At 64.2% G+C, this 26,052-nt stretch carries 26 protein-coding genes and 3 pseudogenes; 4 read left to right on the top strand and 25 right to left on the bottom strand.

Translation table 11 applies throughout. The annotated features are described in order from the left end of the window. Positions 1 to 225 precede the first annotated feature (225 nt). Positions 226 to 2,073 carry a MobH family relaxase gene (gene mobH / locus BPET_RS07645; protein ID WP_012248437.1) on the bottom strand — a complete coding sequence of 616 codons (1,848 nt, stop codon included), beginning with the start codon at positions 2,071 to 2,073 and terminating at the stop codon, positions 226 to 228. A 305-nt stretch (positions 2,074 to 2,378) separates the two neighbouring features. Between mobH and BPET_RS07640 the strand changes: the two genes are divergently transcribed. From BPET_RS07640 to BPET_RS07630, 3 genes are read left to right on the top strand one after another with little or no spacing between them, the layout of a single operon-like run. Then, complete coding sequence (locus tag BPET_RS07640; RefSeq protein ID WP_003290252.1) at positions 2,379 to 2,696, top strand: type II toxin-antitoxin system PrlF family antitoxin; 318 nt, start codon at positions 2,379 to 2,381, stop codon at positions 2,694 to 2,696. After that, positions 2,696 to 3,154, top strand: coding sequence for a type II toxin-antitoxin system YhaV family toxin (locus tag BPET_RS07635; protein WP_011489315.1), 459 nt, complete (start codon positions 2,696 to 2,698; stop codon positions 3,152 to 3,154). The genes BPET_RS07640 and BPET_RS07635 overlap by 1 nt, the downstream gene beginning before the upstream one ends. A 27-nt stretch (positions 3,155 to 3,181) precedes the next feature. Continuing rightward, positions 3,182 to 3,559, top strand: a complete 378-nt coding sequence (locus BPET_RS07630) for a DUF3742 family protein (protein ID WP_011489314.1) — start codon at positions 3,182 to 3,184, stop codon at positions 3,557 to 3,559. Positions 3,560 to 3,572: 13 nt separating this feature from the next. Here BPET_RS07630 and BPET_RS07625 read toward each other — a convergent pair whose 3' ends face one another. The 22 genes and pseudogenes from BPET_RS07625 to BPET_RS07520 form a co-directional block, all read right to left on the bottom strand. After that, positions 3,573 to 5,090, bottom strand: coding sequence for a conjugal transfer protein TraG N-terminal domain-containing protein (locus tag BPET_RS07625; RefSeq protein ID WP_011489313.1), 1,518 nt, complete (start codon positions 5,088 to 5,090; stop codon positions 3,573 to 3,575). A gap of 15 nt (positions 5,091 to 5,105) precedes the next feature. After that, positions 5,106 to 5,465 (bottom strand): hypothetical protein, encoded by a 360-nt coding sequence (locus BPET_RS07620; protein ID WP_011489312.1) that lies wholly within the window; start codon positions 5,463 to 5,465, stop codon positions 5,106 to 5,108. Continuing rightward, a complete protein-coding gene (locus BPET_RS07615) occupies positions 5,462 to 6,859 on the bottom strand; it encodes an integrating conjugative element protein (protein ID WP_011489311.1) in 1,398 nt (465 codons plus the stop codon). Before BPET_RS07615 ends, BPET_RS07620 begins: the two co-directional genes overlap by 4 nt. A 9-nt stretch (positions 6,860 to 6,868) precedes the next feature. Continuing rightward, complete coding sequence (locus BPET_RS07610; protein WP_011489310.1) at positions 6,869 to 7,816, bottom strand: TIGR03756 family integrating conjugative element protein; 948 nt, start codon at positions 7,814 to 7,816, stop codon at positions 6,869 to 6,871. Further along, positions 7,813 to 8,259, bottom strand: a complete 447-nt coding sequence (locus BPET_RS07605; RefSeq protein WP_011489309.1) for a TIGR03757 family integrating conjugative element protein — start codon at positions 8,257 to 8,259, stop codon at positions 7,813 to 7,815. The genes BPET_RS07610 and BPET_RS07605 overlap by 4 nt, the downstream gene beginning before the upstream one ends. A 158-nt stretch (positions 8,260 to 8,417) precedes the next feature. After that, positions 8,418 to 8,579: pseudogene (locus BPET_RS25895) on the bottom strand (JAB domain-containing protein); the annotation flags it as partial. Between the two features lie 179 nt (positions 8,580 to 8,758). Further along, on the bottom strand, positions 8,759 to 9,769 hold the full coding sequence (locus tag BPET_RS07600; RefSeq protein WP_012248435.1) for a tyrosine-type recombinase/integrase: 1,011 nt from the start codon (positions 9,767 to 9,769) through the stop codon (positions 8,759 to 8,761). After that, positions 9,766 to 10,758 carry a tyrosine-type recombinase/integrase gene (locus BPET_RS07595; RefSeq protein ID WP_012248434.1) on the bottom strand — a complete coding sequence of 331 codons (993 nt, stop codon included), beginning with the start codon at positions 10,756 to 10,758 and terminating at the stop codon, positions 9,766 to 9,768. The genes BPET_RS07600 and BPET_RS07595 overlap by 4 nt, the downstream gene beginning before the upstream one ends. Continuing rightward, complete coding sequence (locus BPET_RS07590) at positions 10,755 to 12,014, bottom strand: tyrosine-type recombinase/integrase (RefSeq protein WP_012248433.1); 1,260 nt, start codon at positions 12,012 to 12,014, stop codon at positions 10,755 to 10,757. The genes BPET_RS07595 and BPET_RS07590 overlap by 4 nt, the downstream gene beginning before the upstream one ends. Before the next feature lie 55 nt (positions 12,015 to 12,069). Next, complete coding sequence (locus tag BPET_RS07585) at positions 12,070 to 12,516, bottom strand: JAB domain-containing protein (RefSeq protein ID WP_012248432.1); 447 nt, start codon at positions 12,514 to 12,516, stop codon at positions 12,070 to 12,072. Positions 12,517 to 12,699: 183 nt separating this feature from the next. Next, entirely contained in the window at positions 12,700 to 13,464 is a 765-nt protein-coding gene (locus BPET_RS07580) for a DsbA family protein (protein ID WP_011489307.1), read from the bottom strand. Between the two features lie 13 nt (positions 13,465 to 13,477). Beyond that, positions 13,478 to 15,295, bottom strand: a pseudogene (locus tag BPET_RS07575) (conjugative transfer ATPase); the annotation flags it as partial. A 39-nt stretch (positions 15,296 to 15,334) separates the two neighbouring features. Further along, a protein-coding gene (locus BPET_RS07570; RefSeq protein WP_085970191.1) for an IS3 family transposase occupies positions 15,335 to 16,509 on the bottom strand; the annotation gives its coding sequence in 2 pieces (ribosomal slippage) (positions 15,335 to 16,260 and positions 16,260 to 16,509; 1,176 coding nt in all). Positions 16,510 to 16,574: 65 nt separating this feature from the next. Next, positions 16,575 to 17,630: pseudogene (locus BPET_RS07560) on the bottom strand (TraC family protein); the annotation flags it as partial. Beyond that, the gene (locus tag BPET_RS07555; RefSeq protein ID WP_003290235.1) at positions 17,630 to 18,070 is read right to left on the bottom strand and encodes a TIGR03751 family conjugal transfer lipoprotein; all 441 of its coding nucleotides are present in this window, start codon (positions 18,068 to 18,070) and stop codon (positions 17,630 to 17,632) included. The pseudogene BPET_RS07560 and the gene BPET_RS07555, both read right to left, overlap by 1 nt. Next, a complete protein-coding gene (locus BPET_RS07550; protein ID WP_011489305.1) occupies positions 18,051 to 19,469 on the bottom strand; it encodes a TIGR03752 family integrating conjugative element protein in 1,419 nt (472 codons plus the stop codon). The genes BPET_RS07555 and BPET_RS07550 overlap by 20 nt, the downstream gene beginning before the upstream one ends. Further along, positions 19,459 to 20,391, bottom strand: a complete 933-nt coding sequence (locus tag BPET_RS07545; RefSeq protein WP_003290231.1) for a TIGR03749 family integrating conjugative element protein — start codon at positions 20,389 to 20,391, stop codon at positions 19,459 to 19,461. Before BPET_RS07545 ends, BPET_RS07550 begins: the two co-directional genes overlap by 11 nt. Then, positions 20,388 to 21,080, bottom strand: coding sequence for a PFL_4703 family integrating conjugative element protein (locus BPET_RS07540; RefSeq protein ID WP_003460319.1), 693 nt, complete (start codon positions 21,078 to 21,080; stop codon positions 20,388 to 20,390). The genes BPET_RS07545 and BPET_RS07540 overlap by 4 nt, the downstream gene beginning before the upstream one ends. Beyond that, positions 21,077 to 21,487, bottom strand: coding sequence for a TIGR03750 family conjugal transfer protein (locus BPET_RS07535; RefSeq protein WP_003290229.1), 411 nt, complete (start codon positions 21,485 to 21,487; stop codon positions 21,077 to 21,079). Before BPET_RS07535 ends, BPET_RS07540 begins: the two co-directional genes overlap by 4 nt. Before the next feature lie 12 nt (positions 21,488 to 21,499). Then, the gene (locus BPET_RS07530; RefSeq protein ID WP_003290228.1) at positions 21,500 to 21,859 is read right to left on the bottom strand and encodes a TIGR03745 family integrating conjugative element membrane protein; all 360 of its coding nucleotides are present in this window, start codon (positions 21,857 to 21,859) and stop codon (positions 21,500 to 21,502) included. A gap of 16 nt (positions 21,860 to 21,875) precedes the next feature. Then, positions 21,876 to 22,109 carry a TIGR03758 family integrating conjugative element protein gene (locus tag BPET_RS07525; RefSeq protein WP_003050225.1) on the bottom strand — a complete coding sequence of 78 codons (234 nt, stop codon included), beginning with the start codon at positions 22,107 to 22,109 and terminating at the stop codon, positions 21,876 to 21,878. Further along, positions 22,106 to 22,489: an integrative conjugative element protein, RAQPRD family gene (locus BPET_RS07520; RefSeq protein WP_011489303.1), complete on the bottom strand. Its 384-nt coding sequence runs from the start codon at positions 22,487 to 22,489 to the stop codon at positions 22,106 to 22,108. The genes BPET_RS07525 and BPET_RS07520 overlap by 4 nt, the downstream gene beginning before the upstream one ends. A 236-nt stretch (positions 22,490 to 22,725) precedes the next feature. Between BPET_RS07520 and BPET_RS07515 the strand changes: the two genes are divergently transcribed. After that, positions 22,726 to 23,079: a hypothetical protein gene (locus tag BPET_RS07515; protein ID WP_231401751.1), complete on the top strand. Its 354-nt coding sequence runs from the start codon at positions 22,726 to 22,728 to the stop codon at positions 23,077 to 23,079. 36 nt (positions 23,080 to 23,115) lie between these two features. Here the strand turns inward: BPET_RS07515 and BPET_RS07510 are convergent, their stop codons facing one another. Continuing rightward, positions 23,116 to 23,865 (bottom strand): TIGR03747 family integrating conjugative element membrane protein, encoded by a 750-nt coding sequence (locus BPET_RS07510; protein WP_003290222.1) that lies wholly within the window; start codon positions 23,863 to 23,865, stop codon positions 23,116 to 23,118. Then, a complete protein-coding gene (gene traD, locus BPET_RS07505; RefSeq protein WP_003290220.1) occupies positions 23,862 to 26,048 on the bottom strand; it encodes a type IV conjugative transfer system coupling protein TraD in 2,187 nt (728 codons plus the stop codon). The genes BPET_RS07510 and traD overlap by 4 nt, the downstream gene beginning before the upstream one ends. Positions 26,049 to 26,052: the final 4 nt, after the last annotated feature.

The raw sequence follows: 26,052 nt of genomic DNA, 5'->3' as shown, positions 1-26,052 counted from the left end.
CGCCCTGAACCAACACTCGTGCGTCGGTCGCACAATCAACAAATACCCCTGGCCCAGCACATTAGTCAGCTAGGCCTGTTGGACGGTGAAACAGTGCGCAGGAAATGGTTAATCCTCATCGTGCTTCCCATATATTTTCATGAAGATATCTATTCCTCGTCTGACCCGCTGCTTTATCTCATTCGCTTCCATGGGTTGCAGACCGTATTTGTTCCTTGTTGCGCGCTAAATGCTTTGCAAGATTGACAAGTAAGGATTATTCGGCGGTACTTTGCCGAATAAGGGCAGCGGATCACGAAGGAGATAGCCGTGCAACTGGCGTGACTTGCGCGATCCTGTAACGGAGCACGCCCAGACGTTTAGGCCATTGATGTGTTTGCGGTGCAACTGCAATTTCTCGAAACGCTTTTGCACCCATTGCCAATCCTGCTGGCTCTCTTGCTTAGCAAGCATGCCTACCTGCGGGTGCTCTCGTGCGTATCGCTGGAACACGCCTGGGCTGACCAGGTAAGCCGTGTCGCTCACGGTATGCACGAGCGCTTTCGCATCATTGATGATGAGCCGGCGCGAAACGATTCCCTGCTTCAGCCATGCCATGAAATGCTCGCCGGATGGCTGCGCAGTAGCGGACGATGGCGCAGCCGGGGGCACAGGCGATGGTGGTGAAGCTGCAGCCATCGCTGGCATAGGGGCTTCGGATGGTGTTGCGTCGGCCGCATGCGAGGTGGCCTCCTCATCCTGCTGCGTGCCGGACGAATTGCCCATTCCCACCATCGCCAGCATGTCCTCCAACACGTCGGGTACTGTTTGAGTCGCGGGCGACGGTACCGCGACGCTGCTGCTTTCCCATGGTGGCGCTTCTTGGCCTTCCTGGGTCGTTTCCGCGACGGCTGCCGGCTGGGCGACCGACTTATCGTTGGGTACGGCGTCGATCGCCACCGTCCCAGCGAAAGGAACGGGCCGTTCGCCTGGTTCCCATATCAGCGCGGGAGCGAGGCGCAACAGAGTGAACGAGTGGGACCACCCGGTCGCGCTGGTCACGGTCGCGCGCCAGACTGCTTTGCCGTCCGTCGTGGGATGCAACATGCCGTGATCCTGCAGCACGTTGAACACGGCGGTGTTGTTCGCGGGAATGCCGTCAATACCTTGGGACAGCAGATGCGCGCGCAGCTTGTCGGAAACCGTCTTGCTCACCAGCCATAGTGCGTCCTCGGTGAGCCAGCCATCAGAGGCCTCGGGCTGGTTCAGCTTCAACTCTTCCTTGAGCAGATAGCGCAACCCGTCCAGCAGTTTGCGCTGTAGCGCATGCTTGGGCGCGGCCATGGCGCGCGCCGGATCGCCGCCCAGATCTTGGGCGACGGAGGCGCGGTCGGCCTGCACGACCAGCTCGCCCAGCACCCCGGCGTGCTCGTACTGGCCAGCCAGGACGTAGAGCAACGGCCCCCAAAGGGCGGGGTAGCCACTGAGCCAGTCCAGAAGCTGGGCGTCCAGCAGTTGGCGGTAGAGCAAGCCCGTTGCGGCGCTATGGAGGCGGTACTCGCGGTCCTCGCGGTAGCGGAAGCGGTACGGCTGGCGCAGGGGGCCGTGCCAAGGGTGCCACGTGCTGCCGTCGGCCAGCTCGACGTGGAGATCGACGGCGAGCTTGCCGACGTCGTGCAGCAAGGCCGCGTAGGCGACGGCGGCGGTCCAGGCTTCGGATTGCGCGGCCTGGTCCTCCGGGGTGCTGCCGGCCGGGAGCAGGTGCGATTGACGCAGCTTGAGGGCGTAGGCAACGATCTCCAGTCCGTGGTCCAGCATGCCGCCGGGGTACGCATGGTGATGGGCCTCCGAGGCGGGAAACCGCTGGACCAGCTCGGCGTAGCGCTCCAGCGGTGCGCGATAGAGGGTGGCGAACTGCTTGCGCGACAGCGACGTGCGCTGCCAGATGTGTTCCAGTAGCTTCTGCCGGCGCGGTGTCGCCAGCAGCGAGGCGGCCGACTCGGGCCGCAGCCGCCCTTTCGGGAGGTCGTTGGAGGGCGCTGGCGACGGAGCAGAAGCGACCACGGGCCGTTTTCGCTGGAACAGAGAGAGCATGTGGGTGTCCTAGTGGCGGGCCGACCGGGAGGCCTTTTGCCTTTTCGAGGTAGGGCCTTTCCCCTTGCAGCCCCTTCCATTGCCCTTTCGGCCCTTTGGCCTTTAACCATTTGGATATAGGGCGGCGTGCGCTTGCCGTCCACCACCAATGCGGGTTGCAGCGAGCCGGATTGGTGCGTGAAGGCTCGCTGTTCCCCCCCATACGATGGCCCGATTCTTGGACTCTGGAGAGCATCATGAGGGCTAACATTGACACGGTAAGGAAATTTCCTTACCATAGTGGTGTCGCTATCAGGAGAACCACCATGCCTGCCATTCATGAAGTTGCCACGCTGACGTCCAAAGGCCAGATCACGCTGCCCAAGCCCATCCGGCAGGCGCTCGGTGTCGATGCCGGCGGCAAGCTCGCGTTCGACCTGCGGGGCAGCGAAGTCGTTGTCACCCGCGTTGACGCCGAGCACGAGGACCCCGCCATCGGCGCGTTCCTGAGCCTGCTGGCCCGCGACATCGAGGCTGGTCGGAATGTCCAGGGCCTGCCCGAGGACTTGGCTCGTGCCATGCTGGAGCATGCAGGTCATAGCGTGAACCTGGGCGAGGAGATCGACGGCGAAGTGGAACTCTGATGCAACGGCATGGCTGGGCATTGCTGTTCCACGACTGTGTGATCGAGCAGTTGCAAAAACTGCACGGAGCCGCACGGCGCGCGCAAGAGAACGACCCGGAGGGCTTCGAGTCCAACGCCAACGTCAAGCTCTTCAGGGCCTTGAATCAGTTGATATTAGATGTGGTGCCCGGTGATCCGGCACGCGACGAGTACCGCCAGGGCAACACCCTGGGGCCCGCCCACCGGCACTGGCGACGGGCCAAGATCGGAAGGCGGTTCCGGTTGTTCTTCCGGTACGACTCGAAGGCCAAGGTCATCGTGTACGCCTGGGTCAATGATGAGCAGACCTTGCGGTCTTCGGGGAGCAAGTCAGATCCCTATGCCGTGTTCGAGAAAATGCTCGGACGTGGAAATCCGCCAGACGATTGGAACGTATTGGTGCAGGCAAGCAAGCAGGATTGGAGCAAACTGGAATAGGCATTCCTCATGTAGCAGGAGACGACCATGAACACGACAACCCGCATCAGCACCGCAGAACGCCTCGGCCGCAGCGTTGGCCGTGGATGGCGCGCCTATGCGCGCGGCGAGCGAAGGTTGTCGTGTTGGCTCGCCTCCAAGGGGATGCCGCTTGCCGGGGCCACCGTGCTCGTATGGGTAGTGAAGCTGGTCGCGCTGGGATTGCTGTTCTACGCCGCGTTCTGGCTGGCGTTGGTGCTTCTGGTTGGGGTTGCCGCAGCATGGACGGCCAGCAATTCGACGGTCGATGATGATCGCTGGACGCAACCGGACGAACTGCGAAACGGCGAGGCAGGCTTTGGCCTGTATTCGTCCAGCGGTCAGCGGATCGATCCGCACGACCCGAACGATCCGTTCAACGACTGAAATGGGCGACCGATCAAAGCACCTTGCCGGTAACCTTGTTCACGCCTGATCCCGCGCTATCGCGTGCTTCCTTGGAACCGACAGCCAGGTTCTGAGCGATTACCCCGGCTTTTACTCCGACCCACCCAAGAGCTGCCACCCAGAAAGTCGGCAGGACCAAGAACATCGTGCCGGTGACGAACATCAAAAGCATGTCGCCGAAGGCATTGTTCAGCCCCACCAGCGGGTCGAAGTTGGTATGCGGCCGGTTCCAGCCAAAGCCCCACCCGTAGAGCGCATCGAGGATGGTGCTGTCGATCCAGCGTGCGAGCTGAAACCAGAAGTCCGTGAAGAACAGCGCGAACTGGACGGTGCTGACGGTGACGACCATCTTCAGGTCATAGGTGCCAACGACCAGCACTAGCGGAATGCAGATCACGAGCGCCATCTTGAGCAGCGCGAGCACCATGGGCAGTGCTTGGCGCACTACGTCCATTGCCGGGAAGGCGGCGAGAGCCCCAACCGCCAAGCCAACATCGCTGGTGGCACGGTTGACGACATTGGGCAACGTCTTGTCGATCTGACCGCCGTAGTCCGTATAGACGCTGCCTTGGTTCAATTTCTGCTGCCGCGGTGACGCGATGGCGCGGATCACGGAGTCGTCCACCTCGGCCCGGCTCAGGAATCCAGCCCAGCCCGCCAGGCGATTCAGCAGGCTCGGGTCCACTTGCCCCAGCAGCCGCGCGCGCAGTCCGTTACTGCCGTCGGACCACCACTGCTTGCAGGTCGGGTAGCCGCCACCATTGGTAACCTGCGCGAGCCCAGCATCGCGGGTGTCGTCATAGGGCCATGCCTCTCGCGCCGTACTGGAGCGGTAGCTGTCGTAGTAGCCACCTGTGTCCGTGAAAAAGCGCGAGCCGATCCAGGTCACGTCGTGCATCTGCTGCTCATCGAGATCCGGGCGCTGCATGAACAGCTTGGCGCGCGCCGGTCCATAGCAGTCCCGAGAGAAATCCGCCACTTCCTGAGCCAGCACCGGGTCGTCGATACGGGTCGCATCGATCTCCATACGCATCTGCCTCAGATCTGTGCCGCACGGGATCGCAGCCACCGAAGCGCTCGTGACGGCGCGCGAAAGCGCGTGCATGAACGCCCACCAGACCGGAACCTTCGCCGACTGGTTGTTGATGGTGCTGAAGGACTGCGACCAGCCAGTTTGCGCAGGCTGTGGCACGCTGACCTGGCACTGCGCCGAGCGCGAGCTGTCGTACTGGATAGTGCTGAGGTCGACGTCGATGAACGGAATGCCGGCGAACATCACGACCACGATGGCCACAAATACTCGGTTCTCGATGCGCGCCGCCGAGAGCACGCCCTTGTTGCCTTCGTCGGCGCCCTCCGCTCTGGCCTTGAGCCATTCCTGGATGACGATCGCCACAAAGGGCAGCGCAAACACCCCGCTGGACACCAGCACGGCCCAGATGCCGTTGTTGACGATCCAGGACACGAGGGTGAGGTAGTACTCCAGGTAGTCGGTCGTGAAAAGCGTCATGGCCTCGATCTCCCCTCAAGCGGCCTGCATCAACAGGCTGGCTTCGAGCGCCACGATGGCGACGACGCCGGCGACCTCGGCGCGGATCAGCCGACGTCGCGCCTGCGCGTTGTCTTCGCGGGCCAGCAGCCGACGGCGCATCCAGACCCATCCATAGACCGTCGCGCCGTACAGGCACAGCCGCCAGATGAAGAAATACCCTGCGGACGCCGCCAGCCAATGCTCCCAGGCCGCAACACTGCCGACCAAGTAGATGCCGGCGACGTTGGCCCCCACCGCGGCGGCCACGACCAGCACAAGCCACAGCAAGGTTTTCACCGCGCGCCGGCTGAACAGCCAGCGCGGACGCAGCCAACTGGCGTGCATCGGGCTCATGGGTTGCCTCCCGGATTGCCCTTCTGGAGCCGGTCGAGACGGTCGGGGATGGGATCGCCCTCGTAGATGCCGCGCGAGCCTGCCGCACGCGTGCCATGCCGCTGGATGATGGCCATGGGCGAGTTATTCGCCAGTTCGCGCCGTAGCTCCAGTTCGGTCTTGAGGTTGCGGATTTCGCGGTCGAGCGTATCGCTCTCCTTGTTCACGCTCTCCACCGCAAGCTCGTTGGCCGCGACGTTGGGCTCTTTCTTGCCCGTGAGCAGCGTGCGCTGTAGCAGCAGCGCCTTCTCCAGCACTGAGGACAGCGCGACCTCGGACGCCAGGCGCTGCGACAGCAGGTGCTGGTCCGGCTCGTCGCGCAGCGCCTCGATGACGCCGCGGGTGATGGGCAGCGATGCACTGCCAGCTTCGCGCAGGTTCTCGGGCGTCGTGTTCTTCGCCTTGGACACCAGATCCTGGAGCGCCTGCAGCTTGGCGTCGTACTCTTCCTGGATCAGCGGCGTCAGTCCTACGCCGGGCGTCGTCTCGGTTTTGGTGCAGGCATCGCAAGTGCGCTGTTCCTTCTCGCCGAGTACGCGCGTGGCCCACTCGACGGCGGCCTGCGGCGAGGTCCAGGTCTGGCACGAGAGGCTGCTACAACTGGTCGGTGCGATAGACGACGTATCGGTCACGCCGCGGCCGTTGACTAGGTTGTAGCCGGCGCGGGTGACATCGCCGACGACCTTAATCGCGGGCTGACCAGAGCCCCCCGCGTTGCTACCCCCGACCCACGGCACACCGTCATTGCCGCGGCGCGTTTCGGCCTGCTCGATGGCCGAGACCGCATCCGTGCTTGACACCGCATCGCGCAGCGCCAAACCTTCTGCCATCCGGCTCCAGCCGAGCTGGCCGCCCGCTGTGTCGGCCATCTTCTCGGCCATTGCGCGGCACGTCAGCTTGGAACGGTCGAAATCCAGCCGCGCTTGCAGCACGCCATTGGTGAGCAGGTTGTACAAGCCCGGGTCGGCGCGCTGAATGATCAGCGCAGGCAGGGATGCCACGGCGCTGGTGGCGCTCTGGATCACGTTCCCCATGATCTGCTGAAAGCCGTTCGTGATGCCGTTGAGCTGGTTGCGCAGAGTGGTCTGGAGGCTCATGTCGCCGCAGACGAGATTTGAGTTCCAGCCCACGCCCACGCCGATCGATTGCATTCCTGCGGCACGTCCCATGGACACTGCGCTGCCGCCACCGATGGAGTACATGACGTCATCGCCGATGACGCTGCCGCCCGTCTGGTAGCCCAGTTGGCCCCAGGCCACGCCGCTGGCCAAGGCCAGCGCACCAGCCAGCGCCAGAACGATCTTCGTGCGAGGTACACGGGGGGAGAACGGATTGAATGCAGGACGAAACTTCATGGCACCACCTCAGAGGAAATCGACGCTGCCGAGAAACACTTGGCCCCGGCGTTCGCAGCACGCATACGGCCGCCATAGCGCCCAGGCGTAATCGCCCTGCTGGGCCTGGGTCAGGGAGCCGCTGCGCGGGAAGACCGAGCAGGACGATGACAGGACGGGTGTGAGTTCCTGCCACTTGCCTGTCGAGGCATCGCCCTCCATCAGCGCGCCAGCCGGCCAGTAGCCATCGCGGGGGTTGGCAAGCAACGGCTGATAGACGTGGAGTTGCCCGCGGCGCGTGACGACATCGCCTGCGCGCTGGGCGATCACTGCGCCGGTCTTGTGGTCGTCGGTCTGGTGCAGAAAACCACCGCGGGGATACACGTTGCCCCAGAGGTTCATCGTGGTGCGTGCGCCGACCTCGCGCATGCCAGGAATCAGCGCCTCCGGGTAGGCCATCTCGGGCACGTTGTAGCGCCAGGCCAGCGTGTCCAGGGTGCTGAGCAAGTACGGCATGAACGCCGTGCCCGCACCCTCGCAGAAGTAGCCCGAGGACGACACGAACTGGTTGAACACCTCGGCGCCCGGGTGGCCGATGACGTCCGCATTCTTGAACTTGGCGAGGTTGTTTTCGTGGTCCTCGTTCGTCGTTCCGTCCCCGCCGGCTTGGGCGGATGGGTTGGGCGTGCTCATCGGCCGGACTTCGATCCAGGGGTTTTCGCCGGTGTTGCTGTAGCTGGAGACGACCGCATCGGGGATGTAGTGGCGGACCTTGATGGACGTGCGTACCGTACAGCCCGTCCAGGTACAGTAGAGCCAGTAGCAGATCCCGACGACGCGGTATTCGAGGCAGTCTGGAGATGCCACCGAGCCGACGATGGTTGCGGTGTTGAGCGCGTAGCTGCCCGTGGCGCTGAGCAGCAGCACGGACGCCACGCCAGCACGCAGGCGGCGCATCAGGTCGAATGCACGAGTCACGGCTGAGCCCTCCGGTGCTGCTGAACGCGCGCGACGGCGCGGGCCACGTCCGGCTCGCCATAGACCACGTAGCGCTGGTCCACCACGACGGCTGGGATGCTGGTGATGCCCAGGCTCCATGCGTCGGTGACGCCCTGGTATGCGGACGCAATGCGGCGCTGGAGGTCGGCACCGCCACTATTCAGCCGACGCTTGACGACGGCGGCAGCCTGTTCAGAATCGGCGGGGAGTTCGACAGAAAGCTCCGCTTCAATCCGATGCGCTTCGTCCAGCTCGATCAGCCGTTCGCCGCCCATGGTCTTGAGGGGGTGCCGGCTGTCGGTGACGACCAGCACGTCGGCGGCGAAGGTGGCCGGGCAAAAAGCGGCCAACGCCACCGGCAGCGCAACGGCCAGGCCGAGGGTTCGCCAGCGCGGCGAGAACCTGGAAAAAGAAGCTGGCATGTCGCGTGCCCCTGGAAGTTGATCAGGGCCATAGTCAAACGCGAACCGGATGCAGCCCCAACAAACAATGCGCATCACGGACACCCCGCATACCTGCTTGTCCCGCTGCGAAGAAAAACGGAGGCCGAAGCCCCCGCAGTGATCAATGAGGCGATGCGCTACAGCAGGCCGTGCTCAGCGAAGGAATAGGGGTTTCCCAGACCGACGACGATGTGGTCCAGTAGCCGAACATCGATGAGCGCCAGCGCAGCCTGCAATCGCTGGGTCAGCGCGCGATCGGCGTTCGACGGTTCGGTGGAACCCGAAGGGTGCTGGTGCGCGTTTTGTGCCCTGTTTTCTTATGTGCCATCGAGGATTGATCTCGGCGCACGTGAGCGGTTTCCGACGGGCGGATGGGCACAAAACGGTAGACAAGCGGAATCGTTGCATACCAGAGGTCTTGGCGGATGGGTGATTGTCTTGAAGCTGGACGGCCAACAAGACCGTCCAGTGATTGGTGCTACAAGGACGACAGCCAGGCCAGCATGGCAGCATCGTCGCGCCACGCGGATTTGCGCGTTGGCGCCACCGCGACGGGCTCGCAAAGCTTCAGGGCCTCGGCCTTCATGCGGATGGTGATCTCGGCATAACGATTGGTCGTCTCCAGGTTGACGTGCCCCAACCAGCCTCGAATGACGTTGACCTCCACACCCGATTCGAGAAGATGGACCGCCGTGGTGTGCCGAAATACATGAGGAGTCACGTGGGTGGGTGACGATGCTGTGACGGAAGCTTCCCAGAGCTTGGCGTAGTGGCGGATGCGCTTGTAGATGCCGAAGCGGGTCATCCCCTCTTGAGCCACTCCGACGAACACCGGAGCATCCGGTGGCAAACGCTCGGGCCGTTCATCCAGCATGCTCTGCAAGGCCTTGGCGGTCTGGCTCCAGAGGGGGCAAGTTCGCCACTTCGATCCTTTGCCCAGCAATCTGACGCGGGCAGGCGACTGCAAATCAAGTTGCCCCACCTTCAGCTGTGCAACCTCCGAGACGCGCGCGCCGGTGTTGTACAGCAGCATAAGAAGCGCGCGATCCCGCTGCGAAAGACGATCGTGGGCCGGAATGAGGGCAAACATCGCCTCGACCTCATCGCGCGCGAGAAACTTCATCTCTGGCAGTGGACAGCGCTTCATCGGGATGGCAGCAACCTTGGCGCTGGCTGGCAACATCTCGGGGGTCGTCCGGCCGAGATACTCGTAGAACATGTGCAGGGCGGTCAGGCGCTGATTGCGGGTGCTGATGGCGTTGCCCCGTTTAACCTCCATGTTGTTCAGGAAGTCCTGCACAGCGGCGTAGCCCAAGTGCTCGAACGCCAGTTCGCTGACCCCGATCCGGTTGGCATCGGCGACGAAGATCAGGAACAGGCGCAGGCTGTCCCGATAGCTGCGGATCGTGCTGGACTGCAAGCCCTTGTGGCGAGGCAGATACTCCAAGAAGTAGCGATGGATGGCCGACGGAAGACCCTGCTGTTTCATGATTCGCCTCCACCGGAGAGCATCGGGACGAAGGACTCGAAGCGCTGATTGGCGGCATCGAGAAGCTCGCTGGTAATGGTGAGATACACCGCAGTGCTACTGGGGTTGAGGTGTCCCAGGAACGTGGACAGGTGATGGAGTCGGTCTGTCGGTGCTATTCCCTGGCGATACCAGTTCAGCAAGGTGCGCACCGCGAACGAGTGCCGCAGGCAATGAACGTGAGGACCAAAGACACCGGGCGGGGTCACCAGGGCGAGCTGAGGCAGCAAGTCATCGCGGAAGGTGTTGCGGATGCTGTTCGTGCTGATCGGCGTGCGGCCGTTCCAGGAAAACAGGTAGTGGGCGCCCGCGCAGGCGTAGCCTCGTTGCTCGCGTTGGGCTTGGTAGCCACGCAGCCTGGCCGCCAGCTTGGGGCCAAAGGGCACCAGCCGATCCTTGCCGAACTTGGTGTTGCGGATCTCCAGCACTTCTCGCACCAGGTCCACGTCACCCCATTGGAGGCGAGCGACTTCACCCACCCGCAGGCCAAGACCCGCGAGCAGTGCAAGGATCATCTCGTAGCTGGCACCCCGCAGTTGAGCGCGTGAGTTGTCTGGCAACGCTCTGGCCGAGATCAGCAAGCGCCGGATGGTGTCGTCTGAAAACAGGAAGGGAAGCCGGCGAGCTGTCTGAGGTTGAGCCCTGGCCGTCAACGGGGAGCCCACCAGAACCTGCTGACCGACCATCCACTCGAACAGCCGTCGGACATCTCCGAGCAGGTTGTTGTAGCTGCGAGGGTTGGTGCGATGGCGGGAATCCAGAAATGCCTGCAAGCACTCTCCATCGATCGCCTCGATGCATTCGACACCGCGGTCATCGAGAAATCGGTCGAGCAGTCGCAATTGACGATCCTCGCAGGCGAACTTGCATCCCATGGCGCGCTTGGCGCGCAGGTACTGTTCGATGTGAGGAGCCAAGGCGCTGTGAAAGCCGTTCCAGAGGGCGGTCATAGCACGTCCTCCCCGTGGCCAATGACCATCTCTCGCAGTTTGTGCACCGCCACCTTGCCATAGACCAGTGTGGATGCAGGATGGCGATGGCCAACGTAGTCGCCAATGACCTTGAATGGCAAGTCGGCTTCCACCAAGTGCTGAACGCAGGAGTGACGCAAGGTGTGGGAACCGGCGCGTGCTACCTGAATGCCGATGCTGCGCAGATGGCCAGCCACCATGGATGAAACCGTCCAGTGGTTCATCGGGGTATAGGGCGAGCGGACCGTGAGAAAGATTCGGCGGTCGTCTATATCGGTTCTTCGGACATGCAAATAGGCGATGATCGCTTCGCCCACCGCCGCCGAAAGCGGATAACGGGTCGAATGGCCGCCTTTGCGCATGGGAATGCCGATCTGCCCATGGGCCCAATCCAGATCGTCCAGACACAAGGCTACGATCTCCCTGGCACGCAATCCGTAGCTGGTCAGCAACGTCAGGATGGCATAGTCGCGTTTACCCAGGTCGCTGCGGCGGTCGATGCTGGCCAGCAATCGCTCGACGTCCGCCCAGCCGATGGCGCGCGGAATGGATGCCTGGCGGTAGACACGGCCGCGCGGCACACTGCGAACCAGATCGTTGGCGATGATGCCTTCACGGTGCAGATAGCGAAGGAAGACACGCAAGGCCCCCGCCGTATTGAGCATGCCGGACTTGTGCAACGTCTTCGCCCGGTCATTGATGAACTCGGTGATGCAGGCTGGAGTCAGCTTGTCCAGGGAAATACCTGCTTGTGCCAAATATGAATCGAATGGACGCAACGTGAAGGTGTAGTTGTGTATCGAGGTCTGGCGCAGACCCTTCTCCTTGAGAAGGAAGGGAAAGAAGCCAGGAACGCTGGTGGAGAACGGCATGGCCGGCCGGTTGCTTGGCCGCGTGTAGCCAGGCACGGCCAGGCTGAGCATCCGTTCCACTGGGACACGGCTTTGTGCAACGACGGCGGCCCGATCTTGCGCGCTCTTGCACCAGCGTCCGTGCCCGGCCTGCCAGTGCTCCACGAAGGCATCCACATGGTCGGGTAGATCGTCCAGACAGGTGGCACCTCGGCCAATCACGAAGTCGTTGAAGTGCCCGAGAGCGCGAACATGCTGCCGAACCGTGGAGTTGCTCGTGTGCAACTCGTCCAGAAACTGTGCATAGCGCTCAATCTGCGGCCCCAGCCACTGGGCCTTGATGCGGTCGATCGCCTTGAGCGACCGGAAATGACGTTCCAACATGACAATCACCTCTCCGAGAAAATGAAGGGGACGTCATGTTGCGCTGCGGCTGCTGTTATGTGCCCCGATTCTGACCAGAGGCCCAGGAGGTGCGCTCCTGGCCTCCAAGCACAGCACATAAGAAAACAGGGCACAAAATTCGCATTTTGTGGCGCGCCACAAAATGGGCCAAGACCACTGCGGCGGCTTTCAGCTCTAATACACGCTGTACGACGACACGCGGATAGACCGCAGTCGAATTGATCGTGCCCCTGAACAGCGGCTCGTAGGCCAACACTTGATGCATGCTGTCCAGGAACACGGCTGCGAACACTTCATTGGGCTCAGCGACCAGTTTTAAACGCAGATAATCCCGCACGGCCGCCGGTCCGCTGAGGCACGGTCCGACTTTGAAGATCCGTCTCTCCAGCAACGCGATAGCCTGCTGGATGATCCAGTCCTCATGATGGGCTGCGACGGCGGAAAGCGACTCCATGCAGGAGTCATTGACGACGAAAGACATGGCGAACCTCCGGAGGGTGAGATCGGAGGGCGCACACCCTGGGAGGGCAAGCCCTCCTGGGATAGAAACAACGGAACAAGGTGCATCCACCACCGCGCAGCGGTGATTGTTCGCGGCCAGGATGCGGAGCGAACGGGTATCGGTCAGCGCGGGCAACCGCGCCGTAGCCTTGAAGACCGAGGACTACCTGGGCATGTCGCCGACAACGTCGGCAGGCATTTCGGCGGTAGGTGTGGCGGCTGGTTCGGCAGCGGACAGCATGTCCATCGCCGACAGCAAGGCATCGCCTTCGATCGGCCCCTGCAGCAGGATGGCCTGGCCCGTCTGGCGATCAAGCAGGCGCAGCGACGGCGTGGCCGTTACACCACTTTTCGTGGCTTCCACGGCCTGGGCATGGATGACTGCATCGGCCCGCTCGCTTGCCATGCACTGTTCGACGGCCGGCGTAGATTCGGGGTAGCGCAGGCCATCGGGCAATCCCTGGCCGTCGCTGCGTGTGTGAGCATAGACCCACTCGACGGCCTGCCAGAAGGCAGCATGCCCGCCAGCTTCGGCGACGCACTCGACAAGACGCGCCTCGGCCGACGCGGCCGGCTCGTGCGCGGCCAACGGCTGGTGGTGCCATTGCAGGACCACATCGGCGTTGCGGCCGACCCAGCGCTTGAGCTGCGGGAAGTACTCCCGGCAGAATGGGCATTCGAGATCCGCATAGAGCGTCAGCGTGAAACGGCCCTCCGGGTTGCCCATCTGCCAGGGAGGCCCGGCCACCTGCGCCGTGCTGACCGGCGTCGGCGATTGCGGTGAGGATTCGCCGGGCGACCGGGACACGAGCCAGATCAGCAGCAGCGCGATCAGCGCAACCGCCAAGGCCCAAGGCCAGCGGGGCCGCCAGTGACGACGACGGAACGCCTGCACCTGTATCGGAATGGAAGGACGTTTCTGTTCCATGGCGTTCTCCGGCTTACGACAGTTCCAGGGCTGGCGACTCGATGCCGCGTGCCTGGTCGATCTTCTCGGCCACCTTGAAGGCCGCTTCCAGTTCGGTGCAGCCGTATTGCTGCATGAGCTGGTAGCGGTCGGCCTTCTCTTCGGGTTCGGTTTGCGCGAGCGCGAGGTAGAGGCTTGGCGGCACAGCGCGGAAGAGCACTTCCATGCTCTTGGAGAGGATGACGCCCTCGGTGAATTTCCCCGCCTCTTTGCGCGCCGAAAGCATCAGCGCCTTCTGCGCGGGCGAGAGTTCGCGGAACCGGGCGATCTTCTCCACCTCGTCCGGCGGCATCGACAGGCAGATCCACCACTCGATCATGTTGAGCATGGGCTCTGCGGCACGCGGCAGGTCGTCGATGTTCTGCGTCGCGAGCCAGAACCAGGCCCCCAACTTGCGCCACATCTTCGTGATCTTGACCACGTAGGGCGCGAGCAGCGGGTTCTTCGTGATGATGTGCCCTTCGTCGGTCACGTTGATGATCGGGCGGCCCAGATACTGGTCGCGCTCGGCGATGTTGTTCACCGTGCTGATCAGGCTGATGTAAGCGATGGAGAGCTGGGCGTTGTAGCCCTCACGAGCGTAGGTCGCCAGATCCACCAGCGTGATGTCGGCTTCGGGCCACGGCGTGCCGTCGCGGTCGAACATTTCGCCGTCCGTGCCTTGGCAGAACATGTCCATCGCGTCTGCCATCTCCAGCAGCCGCACGCGGCGCATCTCGGGCAGTGTCGGGTCCTGGCCCCGGGCGCGCAGCGCATTGCGCACGTCGCGCGTGAGGACCGTGCGCTTCTCGGCCACGCAGTGCTCGGCGGCGTCGAGGATGCACTGGCGGATGAGCGAGCGATCGGCCCGCGTCATCCGGGCTTCTTCCTTGTCTTCGCCGCCCGTGATCATCAAACGCGCCGTGATCTCCAGTTCGCCCAGCACGTCACGCTGTTCGTCCGCCTCCATGGCCGAGGCATCCGGTGGTAGGTCTTCATCCAGCGCATCGGCATCGAGCGTCTGCACGTCGCTTGGCGTCTCGATCAGCCGGCGCGCATCGGCGAATGGCGCGAGGCTGATGCCCGAGCCAGGTGACAGCTTGACCCGGTTTACGGTGAGGCCCAGGCGCTTGGCGAAATCGCTGAACAGGCCGAAGCTGTTGCCGGCTTCCACGATGAAGAGGCGCGGCCGGTAGATGGCCGTGACCTGGTTCAAGAGGTTGTTGAGTGTGGCGCTCTTACCGGAGCCGGTGGGACCGAACAGGAACAGATGCGCGTTCATCTGCCGGTCCAGGCGGTTGAGCGGGTCGAAGGTGATCGGCCCACCACCGCGGTTGAACATCGTGATGCCGGGGTGCCCCGTACCCTGGGCGCGGCCCCACACCGGCGACAGGTTCGCCGCGTGCTGGGCGAACATCAGTTGGGTGTACCACTTGCGCCGATCCTGGCCGGGGTTGTAGCAGCACGGTAGCCAGCGCAAGTAGCTGTTGAGCGGCGCCACCTCGTCGTCCTCGCGCACCGGCTGCAAGCCGGCATTGAGCATGACGTTCGCCAAGTCCAGCCCGCGCCGGTCCAGTTCCGCCTCGTCGCGCCCGCGCAGGTAGAACGCCAGAGTTCCCCGGTAGAGCTTATGCGCGCTGCCGATCAGCGAGCGGGCCTCCTGCACGTCCTTGAGCGTCTGCTCCGACGCCAGCGTCTCTCCCACGGCCTTCTTTGCCAGGTGGTTGAGGTCCGCTTCCAGGACATCCTGCGGTGTGGCAACCATCGTGAGACACATCAGCGTGTCTTCCGGCATCTGGTCGAACAGGGTGTGACGTTGCCCGCGAATTTCGGATCCCTTAACTGAGCGAGATTATGCCACCCGTTGGTTCTGGGCGGCGTACCAGTCCCGCTCGAATTGCATCGGGCTGACGTAGCCCAACGTCGAGTGCAAGCGCGAATGATTGTAGAAGCTCAACCAGTCGATTACCTCGTCCATCGCTTCGCGACGCGTTGCAAAGCGCTGGCCGAGGATGCGTGCACGCTTGAGCGATCCCCACAGGCTCTCGGTCGGTGCGTTGTCCCAGCAATTGCCTCGACGGCTCATCGAACTGCGCATGCCGTAGCCCTTGAGCAGGTCCTGGAAGTCATGACTGCAATACTGGCTGCCACGGTCACTGTGGAGGATCAGGCCCGCTTGCGGACGGCGGCGAAACCACGCCATACGCAGCGCATCAGACACCAGCTCCGTGCGCATGTGCGGCTGCATCGACCAGCCCACCACCTGACGGCTGAACAGGTCGAGAATGACGGTCAGAAACAGCCAACCCTCGTCCGTCCAGATGTACGTGATGTCCGTAGTCCAGACCTGGTCGGGACGCGCGGGAGAGAAGTCTCGTTGCAGCAGGTCCGGTGCGACCGGCAGGCTGTGTTTGCTGTCGGTCGTGACCTTGAACCGGCGTTTGGTCTTCGCCTTGATGCCGTGCAGCTTCATGAGCCGCTGGACACGATCCTTGCTGACGCGAATGCCCTGGACCAGCAGTTGCTTCCACACGCGCGGCCAGCCGTACTCGCCTTTGGATTCAGCGTGCACGGCCTTGATGTGCACCAGCAGAGCGTCGTTGCTGATGCGTCGGCGCGGTCGGTCAGTATCGACATCCCGCACCTTGCGCGCGTGGTAACCGCTGGGGCTGACACCCAGCACCTGGCAGCTCAGGGACACCGGCCATTGTCGGCTGTGAAGCTCGATCCAGGCGTACTTCATGCCGACACCTTCGCAAAGTACGCCGTGGCTTTTCCCAATATGTCGCGCTCCATCTTCACGCGTGCCAACTCCGCGCGCAGCCGGGCAATCTCCATCTGTTCTGGAGAAACCTGTTTGCCTGCGCCGTTCAGCTTCCCAGCGGCATCGGCCTTCACCCAGTTGTGCAGCGTCTTCGGGCTGATGCCCAGTATCTTCGCCACCGCCGCCATGCTCTGGCCGCCGCGGACCATGCGCACGGCTTCCAGCATGAATTCCTGCGTATATCGAGCTCTCGGATTACCCATCTTTCCTCCCTCCTTGCGTGAGTTTTACACACTCAGCAAGGGATCCATTTTTTGCGGGCAAGCTCAGTGTTGATCGCATCGCCCTTGCGGGTTTCGCCGGTCAAGTGCCCCGTGCCGGGCGGCATGCGCAGGCGGTCGGTGATCAGCACGCGATGCGGCATGCCGTCGAAGTGCCAGGTGCCGTGCGCCACGTCGGATCGCGGCTGGCCGAAGAACAGCCGCTGGCTGAAATCACGCCCGCTCGCAAGCTCGATCTCGCCTTCCTCGGTCTCGTCAGGGTAGCGCGCGAGCGCGTAGAACCGCTCGCGGTCTTCCACGCCCGGCCCCAGCAGAGTTGGGCGCGGGTTGAACCAGCGCAAAAGCCAATCGTGAACCCCGGCCGCATCCATGCGCCGAGCCTGGATGCCAGCGTTCGCCAGCCCGCCGCACAGGCGGTCGCAGACGATATTGAGCATTTGTTCTGGCGTCTGGCCGCGGCGGCTCGCCTGTCCGGTGGCCCGGCGATAGACGACCATGCGCACGCGCCGCGTCTGACCCCGCCAGCGCAGCCGCGTGACCACCGTGTCCTCGAACAGCCCGCCCGGCTTGGCCACCGCCCGCAGGTGGTGGCCGAAGAAGCGCAAATAGAACTCCGTGAACGCCGTGCCGCGGGCGCGCGGCTGCACGTAGTCGCGCAGGGTCTGCATGTACTGGTCGAAGCTGGGCTCGTCCTGCGCGTAGAGCTGAAGCACCCAGGGGTTCTCGTCCAGTTCGTCGAACGAGTCTTGCAGCGCGTTTTCGAGCGCATCTCGGGCATGCGCGAGCCAGCCGGGTTCCCGACCTTCGGTGCCCAGCGGCACCAGCTCGTAGAAGGCCGCGACCGATTGCCCGTCCTCCAGCAGCATGGACTTCGATTGGGGCAGAAACTCCACCCAAGGCAGCAGTTCCGTGAAGGACGGCGCGACGTCGTACAGCGCCTGCTCGTCTGCCAAGGTCGCCGGCCTGCGGTCCTGGACCGCCGCGCCGGGTTCAGGGATGCCGGCCTGTCGCAAGGTCTCGACGTGGCGCTGCCAGCCGTCCGGCTGCTCGTCCTCGCCAGCGCCGGATGCGGCCAGCTTCGGCCAGGGGAGTTTCCAGCGCATCAGTAGTCCTCCACGCGCTCGCCCGGCATGGCGTACTGCACGCGCTGGTAGAGGGGGAAGACCGTCGTGTAGCCCGGAACCGGCACGGGGTCCGTGCCCGCCAGATGCGGGTACACGTACATCACCAGGTCGGGATTGGGCAGACGCTGGAACTGGCGATAGACCTCGTTGCGCGCGGTCCGCGTGTAGCGCATCTGCTCGGCGGGCGCGGCCTGCACGTCGGCGTCGGTCAGCGGCCGGCGCAGGCTCTGGCGTGCATCGAGCAATTGCCTGCGCGCCACTTGGCCGGCGCCACCGCCGCCGTCGCCGGCGTTGGTCTGCCAGATGTCCATCATTGTGCTGTCGCCGTGCGGCAGCAGCTTTTCCTTACTGGTGGCGCAGCCGCCGAGCACCGCGACGGCAAGAGCCAGCGCCAGGCCCTTATTCAAGTTCGAGAGCATGGCTTTCTCCTGCGCGGTGATCGACCTTGCGGCCTTCGGGATCGAAATCGATGGCGAGCGGCTTTTCGAGATGGACGGCGACCTTCGCGCCGGGTTGGACATAGACGGCGGCGAAGGCCTGGCCGTACAACTTGTTCACCCAATCGGCCATGTCCCGCACGCCACCGGCCAGGATGCGACCTACGGCTTCGTTGCTGGAAATGCCGACGCTGCCGATGGAACCGTCTGCGCCCACGTAGGACATCTGGCCGCTGTCGCTGTCGATAAGCGAGGCCACGCCCGCACCCGCCGCGGTGATGAGCGCCTGCGAACCGAGGTATTGCTGGGCGTTGCTGCGCCGCTCTCCACTGACGCAAGGAATGCCATACGGGTCGCTGATCCAGCCCAATCCGTCGCGCTGCTGATTGTTCTGCTGGTTGCCGTCGCGGTCTTCGGGAATCGTCCGAATGGTTCCGTCATGGAACACAAAGGTGATGCTGCGCACCTGGCCGCGCACACAAGAGAGCGTCCAGTCGCCCGAGGCAGTGCCGGAAAACACGGCGCCGGCCACATCGGGAATGTCGATGCCGTTTGCCGTGAGGTTGTCGGGGCCGACCAGGACTTTGAACGGATACGGATCGTTGACCGTGCCGTCAATCGGCACGCGGCCGATCAGCGCCGTCATAGCCACCGACCCCATCAGCGTCGAGTTGGTAGGCACCGTATAGACCGGCTTGGCGCTCTTGACGCCTGCGGCGCGGGCGCCCGCGTTCGCCACGGTTTTCGCCGTGGTTTCCAGCGTGCTCTGCGCAGGGCCGAAGCTCGTCGGAAAGCTCGTGCCGCCACCCGTGGCACGACTGCCGTTACGCCCATCAGCGGGCTTAGCGTCGTTCGGCTCGACCCAGCGCACGCCGCCTTCCATGCCTGCCTCGTCGCCGTCACGCAGTCCCAGGCCCACGGGTAGATCGGCGTGGCCGCCGCCACGCCCGCCGATGCTTTCCAAGCGCCGCTGTAGGTCGGCGAGCAGCCCCTCGGTCTGCTGGCGCTCGCTGGCCGCCTGCTGCTGGTCGCGGCGCAGGTTGGAGCGCTCGGATTCGAGGGCCGAATTGATGCGCTGGTCGATCGAGTTCTCGCGTTGGCGCAGGCGCTGGTTCTCCTCGCGCTGGGACTTGTTGTCGGACAGGACCGTCTGAAGCTCGGTGCGCAACTGCTTCACCTGCGCCACGAGCGTCGCTACGGTATCGCGGGGGGTATCGCCCTCGATGCCCAGCGCCTTCATTTCCTCCGGCGTGAGCTTGGCGCCGGCATCCGCGGCGGGAGGCGCAGACGAGCTTCCACCCGAAAACATCCGGATGGCGACGAACAGCACCAGCAGGGCCACGGGGATCATCAACCACTTCAGGAGTCCGTTACTGCGCATGGCGGGACTCCTTGCTGGCGGTGGTGGCCTCGGCTTCGGGTTGCGGCAAATGCGCGGCTGGGTCGAAGCGGTTGATCGCCGGCAGCAGCGACTGGGCAAGGCCGTGCCCGCGCGTCACCAGGTACAGCACGGTCGTGTCCTCGGGCGTTCCGCGCGGGCCGAGTGCTTCGTGCTGGAAGGTGGCGGTGAGGAAGTCGCCTTGCAGCACGCGGGGGTCGAGAGTGATCCAGCCGCCGCTGCTATTGGTCAGGCGCACGGCCGTGACCCACTGGTCTTCCAGACGCCACGACGCGAGCGCGACCGCGCGCACCGGCAGCGTCGGCATCAGCGTGCCGAGGTCGAAGTCGCGGCGCAGGTTCACCCGCATGACGCCCGGTAGCGGCTCCACAGTGCGCAGCGGTGCGTAGAGGTTTTGCGCGGCATAGCGCGTCAGCACGACCGGAACCGGGGTTTCGCGGCGCGTTGCCCGCGTGCCTGTCGGGTCCTGGGCGCGTGCCGGGGCATCGTCGGCATCGCCGGGCTGATCGCCATAGCGTGCCGGGGTGCTGTTGCCCTCGACGATGCGCACCGGCTCCAGCTCGGCTTCCCCGTCCTTGGGCGGCTCGGCCGCAATGTCCAGCAGGATCAGCGCGCCCGTGTCGGCGTCCTGCAGTTGCAGCCGTGTGGGCTCGATCGGCTCGCTGGCGCGCAGGTACACCGCGCCGCCCGCGCTCTGCACCCGTAGGCGTTCGCTGACGCCAGCGGGCACGCCGACGCGGACGTTCTTGTCGATGAACACGACGCGCTCCTGGCCGACCTTCAAGGGCACCGCCAGCGGCATGCGTTCCCAGCGCAGGATTTCCACCGCCTGGGCAGCGGAGGACATGACCACTGCGGCGGCCACGGCCAACAGCCCCGGCAGCTTGAATACAGGGTGCTTCATGGGGTGCTTCCTCCTTGGGGCGCTTGTGGAGACAGGCCGCTTGGCGCCGGGCGCGTTGGCTCCGGCGTACTGATGCGCTGGGGCGTGCCGTCGTAGCAGTCGAGCGCCAGGCCGAACGGGTTGCGCGTCGGATCGACGTCCACCCGCGTGACCTTCACGGGGTAGCGCACGAGGGCCCGCTTGACCTGCTCGGCGCCGTAGTACTCGTCGGCGGTGATGTCCAGCGTCACCACCCAGTCGCGGTCGGACACCACGCGCACGCGCGCCGTGGGGTCGTCGCCATAGCCGCGACCGGGGATTTCGTAGATGCCGCGCACGCGCTGGCGCAGCTCGCCCGTGGAGCGGCGGTAGTCGTAGTCCGCCCGCAGGTAGGCCTGGCACGACGGCGTGAGGTACGGCGAGAGCGTGTGGAGATTGCGTGCGTAGTCCTCTTCACCATTCGTCGGCCAGCGGTTGAGGGTCTGAAACACGTAGAACGTGAACGCATAGACCGATTCGGGCGGCACTTCCCACCACTTGCGGGTACTGCCGGAGCGCAGATCAGGAGGGACGTGGATGGTCAAGTCGCGCGGAGCGCTCCACCAGCCGCCGCCCATGACCAGGGCGACGATGACCAGCGCGCCAGCACCCAGGCGGAGCGTCTTGATGTGCGCCTGCAGATGGGTGATCTCGTTCTTGAAACGGCTCATCGTGACCCCCTTGCTGCAGACCTTCGGGTGGTCCAGAAGCCGGAGCGTGAGATCAGTACATGGCCGCCCACCCAGCCTGCCACCAGCGGGTGGCGCGTGGCGATGCGCCACTGGAGTTGCCGATACAGCCAGGTGTCGGGACGCCCACGCTTGAGGCGACGCAGGATGCCGCCCCCGATGAACACGCCGAAGGCCACGCCCAGCACGACGAACGTGGGTGCAAGCGCGATCGTGCGGAACACCCAGGACAGCGGCGCACCGACCAGCAGGCCGGCGGCGCCGGACAGGCCGCAGCAGATCCACAGCTCGTCGGCGGTGAGGCCGCGCACAACAACGGGATGGCGGTTGAGCCGGTGCGGAAGGAACGTGACCGTCCCGTCAGCACGGACGTGCTGCTGCTCGGACATACCAGCCTCGCCTTACAGGATGCCGGTGGCTTCGGTGAGCAGCCAGATGCCGATCACGAGCAGCACTGCGCCGATGGCGACCGTGAGGCCGAATTGGCCCCAGGTTTTGCGGCCAGTGTGGATTTCCGCGTAGGTCCCGTAGGCGTGGTAGCAGACGCCAATAAACATCGACGCCACAACCAGCAATGCCACGAGCATGATGATGTCGTAGCCGTAGTTGCGGATCGTCTCCATGATGCCGTTGCCGGTGCCACGGGTCGGGTTCTCCAACTGCGGCAAACCCTGCGCGAACGACAGCGCGGGCAGCGCGGCGATGCCCAGGGCCACGGCGGCGCGCTGGGCGAGACGGGAATTGAGGATGCGGTTTTGCATGGTCATGCCTTTCAGGTCAAGAGAGGAGGAAGAAACTCAGGACGAGGTACATCGCGACGAAGCGGATGCAGACGCCGAGGAACTGGCGCTGGTTGAGGCGGCTCTCGGACCACCCCACGTAGGCCGTTCGGATGGCCCAGACGCCCCAGACGAGCAGGACCGCGAACACGACGCCGACCAGGACGGTCGCCATCGCTGAAGGCGCGATGCCGCTGTTGGCCTGAAATGCCGAGACCTGGGCGCCGTTCATGGCTTGTTCTCCACAGTCGTCGGCAGCGATCCCTCGACGGCCCGCTCGGTGCGGTAGCCGCCGGCCAGTTCGGAGGTGTCGCGCGGCTGGGCACGCGACGGGGTAAGGTGGGCCTGGATGCCAGCGCGCATACGCGCTAGATCAGCCAGCAGCCGCGGGTAATCGAAGTGATAGCGTTCGCCCGGCTGGATGGAGGCATGCGCGGCGCTGTCGGCGACGGTGCGCTCCAGCGCGTCGAGCTGGCGCAGCGCGGCGACCAACTCCTGGCGCTGCGCCGGGGACTCGCCCAACGCCATCGGGGACTGGCCCAGCAGGAGGGCCATCACGAGAAAAGTGGGCACGCCGCGATGCGCGGCGCGCAGCCAGGTTAAAGCCACCATCGCGCCATTCCTGTGTGATCAGCAATGGCTTGATCGTGGAGATCAGCGCTGCTTTAGGCTGCAAACAATAGGAACCCGCAGATGACCGGATTCATGGGTTTTCGACACGGATTCGAGGCCCGGAAAGTGCCTATCGGCGCCGTGCTGAACTCCGGGCAGACCGATGGCGAAGATTGGGGAGAGAAATGGAGTTGGGGTACTCTTTCAGCATGGCTATTCCCCGTCCTCCACGCCTCATGCACTACAAGCTCGATGGCCGTCGCTCCGTGCCGTGCGACAGTCTCGTTGAGTGGTCTATGTGGATGGCGGAAGGCGACAGGCGTGTGGCGGAAACATGGATAGATGACGTCCGTATCTCCACGGTTTTTCTCGGCCTGGACCACAACCACGCGCTAGGCGGCGATCCCCTCTTGTTCGAGACGATGGTCTTCGTGGACGGCGAGACGCACGAGATGCGCAGGTACTTCATCTGGGAGGAAGCCGAAGCCGGCCACGCCGAGATGACCGAACTGATCAGGGCCGAAATGGAGGCGGCACAGGTTCGTGCTGCAAAGGCCTGGGAACAGGTGTACGCACGGTTGAAGGTCTGAGCATCGACTACTTCCTGCGCTGCCGGTGGCGAGCACTCACAGGTACTTTTTGAAGCTCCCCGCAGTCAGAGACACCGCCAGTCCCAGCAAGGCGGCGCTCGGCAAGAGGATCAGTAATGGGTGTACCGAGATCGGCAAGGCCAGGTACGTGACCCAGGGCAGAACGGCTATGGGCATCAGGCTGGCTTTCGCACGGTGGTAGATGAAACCCGATTCGCGGCCCGCGCCGAACCGGCGCACGTCCCTGCGCACCAAGCCGTCGATCAGGCCGACGAACGCCGCAGTGGAGATCAGCGGCAACGTGAGCACAAGGACCAGCAGGCGCACAAGGAAGGTCAGCGTCGTGAAGGCCGCGGCGATCAGGTAGCTCTCGGTCCAGACATAGACCTGGCTGATGTAATAGCGGAAGTTGCGCGTCTGCCCGTGGCTGGGCGCACGGGCACGCTCGGCGGTCTGGCTCATGCGTTCCAGCAGTCCCGAGCGCACGAATACCCATTCGTAGCCGGTGTCCACCAGCTCATGCGCCGTGCGCCCTGGCTCCCGCACGACGACGCTGCGCGTGAAGTGGTTGGACAGGTGCCCCAGCTCGTACTGCAACATCTGCTGGGAGTGACGCCAGCCCTGGTCCTTCCAGAACAGGTGCATGCCGACGCATTCCACGACGATGGAGAACAGCAGTGAGCCGATCAGCACCCCGAGCAGCCGGAACGGCAAGGTGATGGTGCCGACGATCAGGCCTTGGCGCTGGTTCTGCTCCCGCTGCGCGGTCGAGGCGGCATCCTTCATGGCGAGGCCTCGTTGCCGGCGCTGTCGTCGGTGGCCACAAGGCCAGGTTCGACCGCAGCAGCATCATCCAGCAGGTCGTCGGGCAAGGCCCCGTCCTGCAGCGCCGGGGAGCTGGTGAACTCCCACCACTGCGTGGCCTCGCTGTAGCTCTGGCGCATGTAGCCCGCGAGTTGTTGCAGATCCTGTGGCATGACCTCATCGGGGTCCGGTGCCGGCAGCGGCATGCGAACCTTCCAAAGTTGGCCGCCCTGCAACAATGCAAAACACTGGCCCTTGGGCAAGCCGACGATGTGCGACGGCTCGATCATCGGCACGCTGGACATGCTGATGCGGTCCTGAGTGTTGGACGTGAAATCCGTCGCCCCGCGAATGTCCGAGCTGTCGGTCGCGCCGCTGACGATGGTGGTCGTATAAACCTCGACCTTCGGTAGTTGCCGGGTCAGCAGTTCAGCGGTCGCGGTCTCGCGCACGCGCAGCATGAACAGGTTGTTGAAGTTGCCGATGACCTGACCGGCCTTGGCGCGGTTGCCAATGCGGGCCTCAATGTCCGAGAGGGTCTGCGTGTACGCGGTGACTTGCAGCCCGGCGCCACCACCTTTGTTGATCAGCGGAATGAACTCGTCACCCATCAACTCGTTGAACTCATCGGCATGGACGTTGATCGGCACGCGCGCGCCGGCCGAAGCGCCCGGCAGGCCATCGTCGATCCCGTGCTTGTAGATATGGCCTGCGACCGAGACGAGATCGCTGAACATCGAGTTGCCGACCGCTGCGGCGACCTCGGCATCGGACAGCGCGTCCAGGCCCACATAGACGATGGCCCGCTTCCTAATGACCTGCATCCAATCGAAGATCGGGCGCGGGTCGGCCAGGTCGGAATAGTTCGGGGCCAGGAGCTGCGCGATCTTGCCGCTCGTGAGTTTTTCCAGCAGAGGCAAGAGGCTGGCGACGATCTTGTCGAAATACGTCTTGTCGTACCGCACGGCAGAGCGCAAACCGTCCAGCACAGGGTCGTAGTTGCGGGCTTGGGACAGGTACTGCTCCAGCGCCACCACGCGCTTCTCGCGCCCGATCATGTTGCGCGGGATGTTCTTCTCGTTGAGCTTGGCCTCGATCTGGACGATCACCTCCCAGGCTTTCGGCTCCGTCTTGGCGAAGTAGTGCTGGGCGTACTCGATGAACAGCGCGTCGATGTTGATGACATGCCGCTGGATCAGCATGTAGTCCGGACGCTGCCCCAGTTCCACCAAGGCGCGGGCGATGATGTTGACGAAGCGCCAGGCAAATTCCCTGAAAGCCGCCGAGTTGCCTTCACCGGAGAGTTGCCCTGCAATGCGGGTCGCCACCTCGCTGATACGTCCAAAGCGCCCCACGGCGTTGTAGCGGGCGGAAATGTCCGGCCAGCCCAAATGGAAGACATAGAACTCGCCCTCGCGGCCCGCGCGTTGCGCCTCGACGTACATCCGCTTCAGCAGATCGGCATCCCCTTTGGGGTCGATGACGATCACGACCTCGTGCTCTCCCGCCGCGTTCTTTCGCCGGATGTCCTGGGTCACGAACAGTTCGGCCAGCCGCGTCTTGCCCACGCGGGTTGTCCCCAAGACCAATGAGTGCCCGACGCGCTCGCCGAGCGGCAGGCTGACGTCCACCTCCTCGGGTTCGATGCCGTGCAGCCGAGGCAGTCCGCCCACGGGCGGCAGCGGGCGCACTGGGTTGAAAGGCACGTCCCAGCCGGTGAGTTTCGGCAGCCGGGAAAGCGGGAACCGCGCGAACTCCAGCCGTTCCTCCAGGCGCCGCGTCAGTCGGTAGGCCGGCGTCGGCTCGACGTAGCGCCGAAACTCCGGCCGGTATGTCTGCATGAGCCTATGGGTGTGTTTCTGCTCCCACAAAAAGCCGCGCCCCACAAACAGACGTTGCTGGCTGACCGGCACGTCCTTGCTGGTCATCACGTAGCGCGGCAGGCGGCGGATGTTGCGCCGGTAGCGCAGGATGACGCGGGCATCGCGGTAGCGGATCGCGCCATAGGCCCCGAACGCCAACGCGCTGCCGACACCCATGGCGGGGCTCAGCGCGAGCGACCACGGGGCCACCAGGGACAGAAACGCGGCGCCCGCACACGCCGCGACGGTATATAGCTCCACCGCTGGGCGAAGCAGCACCTCGACCGGCTGTTTCCCCGACATGGCT

Origin of the sequence: Bordetella petrii, assembly GCF_000067205.1 — a bacterium.
Lineage (GTDB): Bacteria > Pseudomonadota > Gammaproteobacteria > Burkholderiales > Burkholderiaceae_B > Bordetella_A > Bordetella_A petrii.
The sequence above is the reverse complement of the archived record's forward strand: the minus strand, read 5'-3'. Positions and strand labels throughout refer to the sequence as shown.